14 protein-coding genes are annotated in these 13,415 nt (G+C 41.8%); 5 read left to right on the top strand and 9 right to left on the bottom strand.

Annotated features, from left to right (window positions below; all coding sequences use genetic code 11):
- A partial coding sequence (locus PN470_RS20095; protein WP_272104993.1) for an IS4/Tn5 family transposase DNA-binding protein occupies positions 1–255 on the bottom strand: 255 nt, incomplete at its 3' end.
- Between the two features lie 266 nt (positions 256–521).
- Positions 522–1,442, bottom strand: coding sequence for a LysR substrate-binding domain-containing protein (locus tag PN470_RS20090; protein ID WP_016514554.1), 921 nt, complete (start codon positions 1,440–1,442; stop codon positions 522–524).
- A gap of 146 nt (positions 1,443–1,588) precedes the next feature.
- On the opposite strand from PN470_RS20090, the gene PN470_RS20085 reads away from it, so the two are divergent.
- On the top strand, positions 1,589–2,272 hold the full coding sequence (locus tag PN470_RS20085) for a cadmium resistance transporter (RefSeq protein ID WP_103112269.1): 684 nt from the start codon (positions 1,589–1,591) through the stop codon (positions 2,270–2,272).
- Positions 2,273–2,404: 132 nt separating this feature from the next.
- On the top strand, positions 2,405–2,839 hold the full coding sequence (locus tag PN470_RS20080; RefSeq protein ID WP_002734854.1) for a YidH family protein: 435 nt from the start codon (positions 2,405–2,407) through the stop codon (positions 2,837–2,839).
- 10 nt (positions 2,840–2,849) lie between these two features.
- On the opposite strand, the gene PN470_RS20075 is transcribed toward PN470_RS20080, so the two are convergent.
- Positions 2,850–3,647: a sulfite exporter TauE/SafE family protein gene (locus PN470_RS20075; protein WP_016514556.1), complete on the bottom strand. Its 798-nt coding sequence runs from the start codon at positions 3,645–3,647 to the stop codon at positions 2,850–2,852.
- 274 nt (positions 3,648–3,921) lie between these two features.
- Between PN470_RS20075 and PN470_RS20070 the strand changes: the two genes are divergently transcribed.
- Positions 3,922–4,926, top strand: a complete 1,005-nt coding sequence (locus tag PN470_RS20070) for a sulfate/molybdate ABC transporter ATP-binding protein (RefSeq protein WP_002778122.1) — start codon at positions 3,922–3,924, stop codon at positions 4,924–4,926.
- Positions 4,927–5,137: 211 nt separating this feature from the next.
- Here PN470_RS20070 and PN470_RS20065 read toward each other — a convergent pair whose 3' ends face one another.
- The 6 genes from PN470_RS20065 to PN470_RS20040 form a co-directional block, all read right to left on the bottom strand.
- Positions 5,138–5,308, bottom strand: coding sequence for a hypothetical protein (locus PN470_RS20065; RefSeq protein ID WP_016516491.1), 171 nt, complete (start codon positions 5,306–5,308; stop codon positions 5,138–5,140).
- A gap of 17 nt (positions 5,309–5,325) precedes the next feature.
- The gene (locus PN470_RS20060; RefSeq protein WP_272104992.1) at positions 5,326–5,724 is read right to left on the bottom strand and encodes a helix-turn-helix domain-containing protein; all 399 of its coding nucleotides are present in this window, start codon (positions 5,722–5,724) and stop codon (positions 5,326–5,328) included.
- A gap of 46 nt (positions 5,725–5,770) precedes the next feature.
- The gene (hypB, locus tag PN470_RS20055; RefSeq protein ID WP_272104991.1) at positions 5,771–6,619 is read right to left on the bottom strand and encodes a hydrogenase nickel incorporation protein HypB; all 849 of its coding nucleotides are present in this window, start codon (positions 6,617–6,619) and stop codon (positions 5,771–5,773) included.
- Positions 6,610–6,954, bottom strand: coding sequence for a hydrogenase maturation nickel metallochaperone HypA/HybF (locus PN470_RS20050; protein ID WP_002732104.1), 345 nt, complete (start codon positions 6,952–6,954; stop codon positions 6,610–6,612). The genes hypB and PN470_RS20050 overlap by 10 nt, the downstream gene beginning before the upstream one ends.
- Before the next feature lie 258 nt (positions 6,955–7,212).
- Positions 7,213–8,283: a hydrogenase expression/formation protein HypE gene (gene hypE / locus PN470_RS20045; protein ID WP_271939051.1), complete on the bottom strand. Its 1,071-nt coding sequence runs from the start codon at positions 8,281–8,283 to the stop codon at positions 7,213–7,215.
- 105 nt (positions 8,284–8,388) lie between these two features.
- Complete coding sequence (locus tag PN470_RS20040; protein ID WP_272104990.1) at positions 8,389–9,186, bottom strand: Rpn family recombination-promoting nuclease/putative transposase; 798 nt, start codon at positions 9,184–9,186, stop codon at positions 8,389–8,391.
- Between the two features lie 392 nt (positions 9,187–9,578).
- Here PN470_RS20040 and PN470_RS20035 point away from each other — a divergent pair, with 392 nt between their 5' ends.
- Together PN470_RS20035 and recG are read left to right on the top strand one after the other, a co-directional pair.
- The gene (locus tag PN470_RS20035) at positions 9,579–10,478 is read left to right on the top strand and encodes a hypothetical protein (RefSeq protein WP_271939055.1); all 900 of its coding nucleotides are present in this window, start codon (positions 9,579–9,581) and stop codon (positions 10,476–10,478) included.
- Between the two features lie 185 nt (positions 10,479–10,663).
- Positions 10,664–13,132 carry an ATP-dependent DNA helicase RecG gene (recG, locus tag PN470_RS20030; protein WP_271939057.1) on the top strand — a complete coding sequence of 823 codons (2,469 nt, stop codon included), beginning with the start codon at positions 10,664–10,666 and terminating at the stop codon, positions 13,130–13,132.
- Positions 13,133–13,415: the final 283 nt, after the last annotated feature.

Here is a 13,415-nt window from a genome sequence, read left to right as displayed (position 1 = left end):
TGCCAAAACTATTGGATGTTCTTTGATTCTTTCTACTGTACTTTTGGCTTGGGCGGCAATTATATCTGAGGGGTGAAAATAGGGGGAATTCCAAAAGTCGTAGGTGGCACTCGCTGCGGCTAGATTTCCCGAAGCTTGTGGCACACTTGTACTAGGTTGACTGGCCAAGTTTTCTACGATACTGATTAACCTTTTCTTTCTTCTGGTGTCCCCTAGGTCTGCATACTGTAATTCTTGGGCTGCCCATTTCTCCATTTTTTTGCTTACCTCCACCTTAATTCCTTCTTTCAAAACTATACCTATCAATCGTTTCGCTTTTTTTTAAGTTTCTTCTCTTTTTGTTAAGAAAGATCTGACTAATGGATAGCTTATTAAGGGGGGACTAAGGGGAGATCAGAGGCAAAATCTATCTTCAATTTAATTATAACTACTTACTTATAATCTCTCTTTTTTAACAAAAAATAATTTCCCCTACATAGCTTGATTTTTGCTCAGGTTAATTTTTGGTGATTGCTATCAGATTACAACATTTGCTCGAAAACTTGACAGATGCGGGGTTGAAAGCGCTGACGGTGTTTTATTTTTAAAAAAGGGCGCGTAAATTCGAGATAGCGAGGGGATAAACCGGAAGTATCGATGACTCGAATTGATCGCAATGTGCCTAATTGTAATTCCTTTTGAACCATCAATTCGGAAATGCCGGCAGCTGCCGAACTATTCTCGATAATCGCTTTCACCATTTCTCCAGTATTTAACAGCAAAGTCACCTTTAATGTGCGTAAATCGATACTCCAATTCCGTAGCGCTTCCTCGAATCTTTGTTGAGTTCCCGATCCCGATTCTCGCATTACCCAAGGGGTTTCCACTAATTCCGGCAATTCGATCGCTTCTCTTTTATACCAGGGATGAGAACGTCCGACAATAATTAATAGGCGATCGCTGCTGACGATCTCCTGTTCTAAACAATTTGTTAAATCACTCTTGACTTCTCCCTCGATTAATGCTAGGTCAAAACGTCCGTTAGCCGTACCCAGACAGATTTCTTCCGTATTAGCTAGGGTGCAGTTGATCTTAATTGCCGGATAGCGCTCCTGAAAATCGCTAATTTTTGCCGGCAGCCAATAGTTACCAATAGTCAAACTCGATCCTAATTGTAGTTCTCCCCGTTGCAAGTCGTTAAATTCCGCCAATCCCCTTTCTGTCAAAGTTACCTGGGTAAGAATGCGTTGCGCTTCTAATTGCAGTAAACGTCCTGTTTCCGTGATCTCGATATGACGACCGACGCGATGGAATAATTTCACCCCGTATTCACTTTCTAGGGAGGCAATGGCGGCACTGACGGCCGGTTGGGTGATATATAAAGCTTCTGCTGCTTTGGTGAAGTGGAGATGTTCAGCAGTCGCGAGAAAGATTTCCAGTTGATCTAGGGTCATTCTGGCCATGGCAAGGGGTTTTTTGTCTCTATTGGTCTTTCCATCATTTTAATTTATTAAATCAACAAGAAAGAATATTTGATTTTATTAATAGCTCTTTCTAGAGTAGAAGTAGGGCGATCGAGATCAGAAGAGCCGATTAAGAAAAAAATCCTATGACTACCATGATTACTGCCATATCCACAGCAATAGCGGCCTTTATTGCCACTAATCTCGATGACATCCTGATTTTGACGATTCTTTTTACCCAGGTCAATAAACTTTTTCGCCGTCGTCATATCGTTATCGGTCAGTATTTAGGCTTTATCCTGCTAATTTTGGCGAGTTTAACTGGCTTTTTCGGGAGTTTCTTAATTCCGGCTCAGTGGATTCGTTTTCTCGGTCTGTTGCCTGTGATTTTCGGGATTCGGAGTCTCTGGCAGCGAGAGGAAACCGAGACGGATAATAATATCGAGGTGGTCGTAGGATCGGCACCGTCTTCTCCTTTGCTGGCCTGGTTTTCCCCTCAAACCGGCGCTGTGGCGGCAATTACCATCGCCAATGGTAGTGATAATATCGGCATTTATCTGCCGCTGTTCGCTAGTAATACCTGGCAAAATTTAGTCACTATCGTCAGCGTTTTTCTGATCTTGGTGGGTGTTTGGTGTTTTACTGCTCATCAGTTGACTAAATTACCGGCGATCGCTAATTTAATTAGCAGTCACGGCAGCCACTTTGTCCCCTGTGTACTGATCGGTTTGGGTGTATTTATAATCAAGGAAAGTCTTCCCCTCGCTTTCTTGGCCCTATCCTTAAGCTATGGATGGGCGCTTTTCCAGCAGCAAGCAGAATCTATTTAATTTTTGATTCAATACAAATACATTTAAAAAGAGATTTTAGATTTTTTCCATACCATCTATAACTCAAGTGCCATAGAATAACATCATCTTCTCAAGTGCTCCCCTTGAAACGGACCCCCAGTCATCTCGATCATGTTATTTTTTCTCAAATCACCAGTGACGGAAAGCAAGACCAGCATTAAACCGAAAAAAGTCAATCCCAATCGAGTCCGCGATCATCTGGCCAATGAACGCACCTATCTGTCTTGGATGCGAACGGCGATCGCATTAATGGGTTTTGGTATGGTTATCCTGCGTTTACGGGCCTTTCATCCTCCTCTGGTTCCCCGGCCCGGTTATGGCTGGAAATTAGGCTTAATGTTTGCTTTAGTGGGTTTATTGACCGTATTTTTGACCACAGCCCATTATTTTACAGTCAGACGAGATATAGATGAAGATACCTACGAACCAGCCGATCGATGGGTGGTACTATTTAGTTTAGCGATCGTCATTCTCGGTGCGGGAATTATCTATTTTGTCGCCACCAGTCCCGATCTGTTGATCGGTAGTATGATGACTTTCGAGTAAACTCTGGGGATTAGGTGGGTTGGAGTAAGCGCCAACTGACCGTGACTAGAACCGTATAAAGCAGTATTTTTAGGGCATTTTTGGGGAAATATTCCGATAATCTTGCTCCCACTACTACCCCCGGTATCCCACCTAACCAGATGGGAAGTACCAGATTCCAATCTACCGTTCCTAATCCCAGATGACCGATGGAAGTACAGGTTAAGAGGATGGACGCTTGCGATAGATCTGTACCGACTAATTTGCGAGAATCAAGGTGAAAAAAGGTCATCAAGACCAATGCAAACAAGGAACCACTGGAAATACTGGTTAAACCGACCAAATAGCCTAAAACTGCCCCTAATATCGTTGTTTTTATCTGACCGGAGCGAGTGGTTAAATCTAATTTTGGCCAGGACCAAGGGGACAAATCGGGAAAAAACAAGGAGATTAGTAGTTCTAGGGCCGCTAGGACAGTCACGATCATCAAGACAAGACCGATGATATGGGGCAGCCATTGATCGAGATTGAGGGAGCTATTCTGCTGAAAATAGCGAAAACCGACTAATCCTAACAGAGAACCGGGTACACTGCCAATTACCAGCCATTTTACCACCTCTAACTCGATCGTTTGCTGTTGCCAGTGACGAACGGTGCCGACCACTTTCATCAACCCGGCCGCCACCACATCGGAACCCACTGCGGTGGTAGCGGGAACCTGAAATACAAAGATCAATAGGGGTGTAATCAAGGATGAACCACCAATTCCCGTTAATCCCACGATAATTCCGATAAAAAAGCTAAATATTGCCAATAAAGAATAGTCCATTTTTGCCTCAGTCGTCTCTCTTCTCCAGTGCGTTTCTGGTCTTTAATGGACAAAATTAGTTAATTAAGCCTTTAAAAAAGTAAAAAAGAGTAATAGTAAGCTTTTATCGCTGTTTAATCTTTTTAGTCTCCGTTTATAACCAGTAATCTCCCGAATCGAAACTTAATTTTCTTGCTATCTTGTAAAATGTAATTGTATTTTAATACGACTGCGATTAAATCATGGTTAAAATACGGTCAAACCCTATACATTTTTTGCCAGAGGATTAACCACCGTGAGTATCATCATCGAGCAAGTATCGAAAAAATTCGGCACCTTTACCGCTTTAGACAACATCAATCTAGAGATCAAATCGAATCGTCTGGTGGCACTGCTGGGGCCGTCTGGTTCAGGAAAAACTACTCTCCTGAGAGCGATCGCAGGATTAGAACCCCCCGACACAGGCAAAATTATCATCAACGGCAAAGACACAACCCATTTAAACGTCAGAAAAAGGAATATTGGCTTTGTTTTTCAGCATTATGCGCTTTTTAAACACCTGACGGTGCGTCAGAATATCGCTTTCGGTTTAAATATTCGCAAAGCTACCCCGAACTACATTCAAAAACGAGTGGACAATCTCTTGAGTTTAATTCAATTGCAGGGATTAGGCGATCGCTATCCGGCCCAACTATCCGGGGGTCAACGTCAACGGGTTGCCCTGGCCCGGGCCTTAGCGGTGGAACCGGAAGTATTATTATTAGATGAGCCTTTTGGGGCCTTGGATGCCAAAGTTAGAAAAGAGCTCCGGATTTGGTTGCGACAGTTACACGAGGAGGTCCATGTCACCAGTGTTTTTGTCACCCACGACCAAGAGGAAGCCATGGAAGTGGCCGACGAGATCGTAATTTTCAATGAGGGTAAAATCGAACAGGTGGGAACTCCCGATCAGGTGTACGATCATCCTGCCTCTGCTTTTGTGATGAGTTTTATCGGCCGGGTGAATGTTGTACCACCAACCTCGGCTGCACTGTTCGAGCAGCTTGGGGGGGGTACTAACGGAGTCAAGATTTTCATTCGTCCCCACGACCTAGAAATTCTCTCTTCTCCCAATGGGTCTAGCATTGAGGCAAAAGTCGAGCGCATTATCCATCTGGGTTGGGCCATCGATGTGGAATTAATTCTACCGGATCGCTCTCTCCTGATTGCCCATCTGAATCGAGAACAACTGGCTCAACTGCATCTCAAAGTCGGGGAGCAAGTTTATGTTCGTCCTCGGGATGCTCGCGTTTTTGCCTAAAAGTCAGCCTTATTGTTAGCACCTGACTCGAATAAAATCGTCAACATTAAAGGTCCTAATAGGTGTAGGGTCATGAATGCACACGGCTGCTGGTAGCTTCGCATCATGTCCCTACACACCCTTAGGAGTCTTATGCAAATAATACTAAATCCGTTGAGTATAGGCTACACATCAGGACAGGCAATAGATAATCAGCTTTTAATAACTAGATTTAGTATAAGGCCTTTTTGAGTTGTAAATTAAAAGCTACCAACTCCAGTCCACAAAAGGGTTCTATCCAGCGATCAAAGTTTTGCTGATCTGCTAAAATTTTGATTGATGATAGCAGTTTAGTTTTGATATCTTGACATTTAATCGGGGGAACAATGACGGTTGTTTTCATTAACAACTAATAGATAATTAAATGAATACACCGGGGTAAACATTGAAAATCTCTCCTAAAATTTCACCTTGAGCTTTACTAATAGATCGCTTGCCATTAACAATTTCTGAAACCACACCCTTAGAACCAATTTTACCAACTAAATCAGCTTGTTTCCTGTTGTTAGCTGACATTAAGTGTAATAATACTTCCTGGGGTGAAGCTGGTTCGGGTTGAGGTTGTTTGGCATCAAAATCCTTAATAATTGTCGCCATTAATTTAACCATCGCGGTTTCTTCTGGTAGTCGCTCCTGTTTACTAATTAGATTAAGGAGAAGATGACGAGCTTGCTCATATTCTTCTTCATTTTCAATGATCTTGGGTTGAAATTTAGTCAACAGTTGATTATAAATATTGTCATCAAGTGCTAGGGTCATTTTTCTTTCGGTTAGACTGAACTTTTTGGGTGTGTTACTACTTAACTTAAACCAGCGATTTTAACCAACCGTACCAAGCATCTAAACCTTCTCCTGTGGTAGCGGAAACTTGAAAAACTTTCAGATTGGGATTAACCTGATAGGCGTAATCTAAACAGCGATCGAGGTTAAAATTAACATAGGGCAGTAGGTCTATTTTTGTCAAGATCATGACTTGAGAAGCGTGGAACATATAGGGATATTTAATCGGTTTATCTTCCCCTTCGGTGACGGAAAGAATGACGACTTTGGCATTTTCTCCTAAATCAAATAAAGCAGGACAAACTAGATTACCGACATTTTCGATCATGACTAAAGAATTCATCGGTGGATCGAGTTCGATTAATCCTCTCTCTACCATTGATGCTTCTAAATGACAACCTGTTCCGGTGTTAATTTGGATAACCTGACAACCGGTTTCACTAATTTTTTGAGCATCATTAGCTGTAGCTTGATCTCCCTCAATCACACTGATAGGAATAGAGGTTTTTAAATCGGAAATTGTGCGAGTTAACAGGGTAGTTTTTCCCGAACCGGGGGAAGAAACCAGATTAAGAGCAACAGTTTTTCTACCCTTCAACCAACCGCGATTTTGTGCCGCTAATAGATTATTTTTTGCCAGCAGATTTTGCTCAACTTGGAGAATGTTACCATGAATTTGAGCGTGAATTTCTGCGGGATGATGGGGATGCTCATGATCGTGAGCGTGAGCATGATCGTGAGCGTGAGCATGATCGTGAGCATGATGGCTATGACTAATAACAGTACCATCGGCTAAAATATGTTCATGGGTTCCCGTTTGCGGATTAGTTACCGTTACTTCCGAGTTATCAGAACAACCACAGGTTACACACATAAGGATTCTGTCTCCAACGATTTAAGATTTAATTCTTGACCCTGTAAAATGATTATATTGCGACTACCACATCGATCGCAGATTCCGTAGGGATATTCTAGTTCTAACTCATTTCCGCAATCTTGGCACTGTCCTAAACCGGAAATTTCCAGAATCTCTAACATTGCCCCCTCTATATTAGTACCTTGACAACAGGTATCAAAACAAAAAGCGATCGATTCTGGCATAATTGCCGTTAGTTTACCAATCTCTAACACCACGCGCTTAACTTTCATTCCTCGGGAATGTTCTAAAGCAAGTTCGATAATATTTTGGGTGATTCCTAGTTCGTGCATTTTTAGTTATCAGTTATCAGTTATCAGTTATCAAGGAAATTTCAACTAAAACCCCAAAACCCCAACTATTTGAGGGTTCAAAACAGCAAAAATAAGGATTAAATTGCCTAAAATCTGTAAATAGACCATTTAATTGATTATTATTCATTTTTAATTCTCCTGACTACTGACTACTGACTCCTGACTCCTGACTACTGACTACTGACTCCTGACGACCGACTTCTAACCCTAACAACAAACTTTTTCAGCAAACCCTAATTAACATATTCTCGGTAATTGTTCACCGACTAACATATCGAGAATTCTGTTAGTGCCGAAGGGGGTTTTTAAGTAAACTAAATTGGGGGGAGAAGCGACGACTTCCCCGATAGAAGCGGCATTTTTACCGTCAGGATGGGAACGCATCACTGCTAAAACGCGATTTTCCGCCTCCGGAGGCACGACAAGGACTAATTTGCCCTCGTTTGCCAGATAAAGCGGTTCTAAGCCCAATAATTCGCACATTCCTCGCACTTCTTCCCGGATGGGGATCGCCGTTTCCTGCACCTGTATTCCCACCCCTGAACTTTGGGCAAATTCGTTTAAAACCGTGGCTAATCCGCCTCTAGTGGCATCCCGCATCGCTTTAACTTGTGGGCAAACGGCCAGAATTGCAGAAATTAAAGAATTCAGGGCTTGACAATCGCTTTCGATTGTGCAATGTAGGTCTAATTCGCCCCTGGCAATCAGAATGGCGGCGCCGTGATCCCCCAGAAAACCGTTAAGCAAAATGCGATCGCCAACTTGTAAATTATTCGCCCCGGAATTGATTCCGGCTGGAATTACTCCCACTCCAGAGGTATTAATAAATATTTGATCCCCTTGTCCCTTGGGAACGACTTTTGTATCCCCGGTGACGATTTTTACCGCTGCTTTTTCGGCGGCTATTTTCATGCTCGTAACGATGGTTTTTAGGGTGTCGATAGATAAACCTTCTTCGAGGATAAAACTACAACTGAGATAGAGAGGAATTGACCCACCGACAGCCAAATCATTAACGGTTCCATTTACTGCTAAACTGCCAATATCACCCCCCGGAAAGAATAGGGGAGAAACCACATAGGAATCGGTGGTAAATGCCAAGCGATCGCCTATTTTAGCCAAATCTTTAATTTCAAATCGGGCTTGATCTTCAAGGGTTGCCAGTAGGTTATTATCAAAATTATTAACAAATATCTCATTAATTAAATCCCGCATTGCGCTGCCACCACTGCCATGGGAGAGAGTGATATTTGTGTCGGTAATTTTTGTTTTTTTTAATTTTAAAGAAGCTGAAGGAGTGCTAGTCATAGGTGAGGTAGGAAGTTTTCATTTTGGCGAGTCGCTGGTCGATAGCAAATTAGGTTACACTTTATCTTGATCGGAAACGGTGTCATAGCCTACTGCTAGATTAGCTTAATGGGTTTCTGGTATTTCTCGCACTTTTTCTACAGTTAAGTCCAAGGCTTGAGCAATTTGTTCTACCGTTAAACCTAAAGCCAATAAACGCGGCACAGATTCTAGTTTACCTTCCAGTTTACCTTCCAGTTTACCTTCCAGTTTACCTTCTTCTCGAACGTCTTGAAAATAACGGGTTTGTTTCAGTTCATCTAAACTAAACATAGCTTCTATCTCCTGGCGACTTAGACGTGGTAATTTATAAATAAGGATCGTTTCTATTAATTGTAGGAGGTTTTGCGGTTGGGTAAATTCAGTTCGCACTCGTGTAATAAGTTGTTTGGCTGTTGCCACTGCTTGATTTTCTTTAGCAATAATTAATTTTATGGTGGCAATACCCAGGGAATCTTGATTAATATCATCTAGTTCATCTAAATAGATTCGCGTCACTCTCCCAGATGTCAATAAGTCTTGATAACGTACAATCTTATCTGATTCTACCCGACGATGGGGATAAATGACCACCCCGCGCCAATCATTGTTAAAAGCAGTTTTACTGAGATATAGGAAGATTTCAGCAAAGAAACGGCCATAAAAATTCTGATCATCTTGAAATTGCACCTCGCAGAAATAAATAGGAATGCTAGGATTGGTAATATTGGGCAAAAATACGCCATCAATACGAAAAGCTAGTTGCTTGATTTCGACGGAATCAAAGCGGTAATTCTCTGCTTCTCTGGGAGAAAGGTTGATTAATTCAAAGAAAATTGACGGATAAGATTGAAAAAGATCATAAAAAATACTGTCGGTTTTCATGCCCGGACTTGTGGTGTAAACTATGCAAAAATGTAGAGATAGAGAGTTTTCCTACTAATTAGCCTGATTATAGCAGTTATCTTTGCCAAAACCAATGCTAAAAGCCGATCCGGGAAAAGCTAAGTAGGTAGGTGTTAAAAGTTGTCAGATACCCCCCTTATCAAGGGGGCAGGGGGGATCCCCCCACCTATCGGCACCCCCCTTATCAAGGGGGCAGGGGGGATCAGAGGCAAAATCTATCTTCAATTTAATTATAACTACTTACTTAATCGCTAAAATAACTGACAATCGATCAAGTCTGAGCATCTCCCCCTGGTCAGGGTGCTATAGCTGACAATGAGTCGCTATAATAGAATTCGCCGATCGCTAACTTCTCCCTCGGTAAAATTTCTATGACTGGAAGACTGAACAAGCTACAACAAGATTTAAAGAACATAGAAACGGAAGTGGCAAATTTAGCCGAAAGAATGCGGGAAAAATACCGAATTTATCTTGATTTACTCGGTGAATCTCTCTATAAACAGGCGATCGGAGCAGTGTATTATATCTGTACCCGTTACTATGGGGGGGAATTTCTGGCTCTCTCCCACAGCAATCGTCAGAAACTACAAGAGGAGATCAAAGCTCTAGGACAAGAGGCTAAAGCCAGTTTACAGCAATTGGGCGAGCAGAGCTTCGATCGAGGGACATTTTCAGGGGGAGGATTCTCTAAAAGTCCAGCAGAGACGAAAAATACCCCAGATTTCTTAAAACTTTTTCTAAACAAACCGGAAAATCTAGCCGCAACTGGAGAGATTAATAACCCCGATATTTTACTCCATTGTTGTCGAGTGCTGGAAAAAAACTGTATCGAGATTCTCAATCATCTCTCTAAACAAATTAATCAGCAACTACAAAAAGCTTATATTCTTCCCCCTTATCTACCCAGTCAAATTATCGATATGGCAATTCAAGCGGGAGAAGAGGGACAATCCCTAGGTGGAGGAAATAATATGTTAAACATTCTAGTGGAAGCTAAAACCCCTGAACCAGAGGAAGAAAAAGATGAAGATGAAGATGATGGGGATGGGGATGATCATGATTTTTCAAGTGGCAAAGTCACTAAAGTAACGGCGATTCATCTACGAATGGCTGAACTTGAATTTGCCGATGCGCGTTTAAGTGTCGAAAGAAATCAAATTCACTCCCTTTGGGAACAATTAAATCGTCTAGGCAAACAATATTATCACCTTCGCAAAGAATATACTATTGCTCAAGCGGAAGCGGCGTGGCGCAGTAGTTGGTATGATTAATCAGTTATAATTAAACAGAGGTAAGCTATTAAGAATTTAAATTGCTTGTTGAGATGAGGCAAGAGGCAAGAGGCAATAGTAAAGGGATTTGGGGAGATTTAGCCAATCTAAGGATAGGCGGTTAAAATGTGTCTTAGCTTATTAGGGAAACATAATACTGGGAAATTTGGAATCAAGAGGCAATTATGAAAGGGGAAATACCCGACTGGGTGAGATTACAAAAAGCCTTATCTGTAGAAGCGGAAAAAGGTTATCCCGATCTTCAGGGAAATCAGTACCGTTTTAGCGAGTTTTTGTGTCTTAGTTTCGGGGATAATCCTCCCGTGGGAATTGCCACCAGTGAGAGAAATCGCTGGCGAGAATTAGCCCAAAAATTTGCCCAATATTCCCAATTTAATCCCAGACAAAGACAACAATTAGTCGCCGAAACTCGCAATTTTTTGCAACAATTACGGCAAACTTTAGAAGCAACCCCCACCCCAAAAGAACCAGCTGCGGCGAAAATTATTAATACCACTCCCATCACGGCAAAGGCTAATTCTCCACGGCAAGTCACCCTGGAACAACCCTTGAAATATCTAGCGGAAGTGGGAGAGAGAAAAGCCAGTCTTTTAGAAAGATTAAACCTCCACAAAGTTGAAGATTTATTATATTATTATCCCCGGGATCATGTGGATTACAGTCGTCAAGTTAATATCGCTAATTTAACCGAGGGGGAAACGGTAACTTTAGTGGGGAATGTCAAGCGCTGTAATTGTTTTAATAGCCCCAAAAATACCAAGTTAGCTATCTTTGAATTGCTCTTACAGGATCGTACTGGACAGATAAAATTAAACCGTTTTTATGCGGGAACTCGCTACAATAATCGTGCTTGGCAAGAAGGACAAAAAAAACTCTATCCCGTCGGTTCGGTGGTGGCGGTTAGTGGTTTAGTTAAAGCGGGAAAATATGGGTTAACTTTAGAAAATCCTGAATTTGAATTATTAGACAGTTCTGGGGCAAGTATTGAGTCCTTAAAAATCGGGCGTATCCTGCCGGTTTATCCCCTCACCGATGGAGTACCCGCCGACCTAATTAGAAAGGCTGTAGTCACCGCTTTTGGGGCAGTAGAGGCGATAAAAGACCCCCTACCTTTCGGTCTAAAAAAACAATACGGATTAATCGATTTAAAAACAGCAATTACTAACATTCATTTTCCTAATAATTCCGATATTCTCAGTCAAGCGCGACGGCGATTAGTCTTTGATGAATTCTTCTTTTTACAATTGGGTTTTCTGCGGCGGCGGCAACAGTATCGTCAGACACAGAAAAGTGCTATTTTTAGTGCTAAGGGTCAATTAATTGATCAATTTAATCAGATAATTCCCTTTCAATTAACCAATGCTCAAAAACGAGTTATTGAGGAAATTTTAGAGGATTTAGATTCTAGCACCCCGATGAATCGTCTTGTGCAGGGGGATGTGGGTTCTGGCAAAACAATTGTCGGAGTTTATGCCATTTTAGCAGCCCTACAATCCGGTTATCAAGCAGCATTAATGGCTCCCACGGAAGTTTTAGCAGAACAACATTATCGTAAGTTAGTTAGCTGGTTTAATCTCTTACATTTACCCGTAGAATTATTAACTGGTTCCACAAAAACCGCTAAACGGCGAGAAATTCACGCCCAATTAGAGACAGGAGAATTACCACTTTTAGTGGGAACTCATGCCCTAATTCAAGATGCAGTTAATTTCCGCAAATTAGGTTTAGTTGTTATTGATGAACAGCATCGCTTTGGGGTACAACAAAGGGCAAGATTATTAAGCAAAGGAGAGTCTCCCCACGTTTTAACCATGACAGCAACACCGATTCCCCGTACTTTAGCTTTAACCCTCCATGGGGATTTAGATGTGAGTCAAATTGACGAATTACCCCCCGGCAGACAACCGATTCAAACCACCGCTTTAAATGGGAATCAAAGAAGGGCTGCCTATGATTTAATTCGGCGTGAAATTGCCCAAGGCAGACAAGCTTATGTGATTTTTCCCTTGATTGAAGAATCGGAAAAATTAGATGTGAGGGCTGCGGTGGAAGAATATCAAAATTTATCAGAAAAGATTTTTCCCAATTTTAATATCGGTTTACTCCATGGTCGCATGAGTTCCGCCGAAAAAGAGGAAATCTTAACAGCTTTTCGCGATAATATTCTACAAATTATTGTCTCAACTACGGTTATCGAAGTGGGGGTGGATGTTCCCAATGCCACGGTGATGTTAATTGAAAATGCCGAACGTTTTGGCCTTTCACAATTGCATCAATTACGGGGGCGCGTCGGCAGAGGTTCCCATCAATCCTATTGTTTACTTTTAAGTGGCAGTAATAGTGCTAATTCCCGTCAAAGATTGACGGTTTTGGAACAATCCCAAGACGGCTTTTTTATCTCGGAAATGGATATGCGATTTCGCGGTCCAGGAGAAGTTTTAGGACAACGACAATCGGGGTTACCAGATTTTGCCCTCGCTAGTTTAGTCGAGGATCAAGAGGTGTTAGTTTTGGCAAGAGATGCCGCCGAAAAAATTATGTTAGATGATCCCCATTTAATCACTTTGCCCAATTTGAAACAAGCTTTAGAAGCTAAATATCAACGGATGTTAGGAGCGGATATTTTAACTTGATTTAGATGTTCAGTGATCAGTAATACTAAATCCAGTTATTAAAAACTGATTATTTATTCTCCGTTTTGCAGGAGTGCCTCTCTTGATATGTAGCCCATACTCAACGGATTTAGTATTATACCTGGACTTCCCCGTTGACAAAAGGCCATAACCTATGCTGTAGAAGGGATTAAGAGAATTTCCGCCGCCCCGTTACTGGGTACAAATCAGGGAAACTCCCAATAAATCTAACGCTTTTTGTTGCAGTTGAGTCGGTCGAGTTATCTTAGAAAAACGATAACTT

This window comes from Microcystis sp. CS-574 (genome assembly GCF_028329095.1).
Lineage (GTDB): Bacteria > Cyanobacteriota > Cyanobacteriia > Cyanobacteriales > Microcystaceae > Microcystis > Microcystis ichthyoblabe_A.
This window is presented reverse-complemented; position numbering and strand designations above follow the sequence as displayed.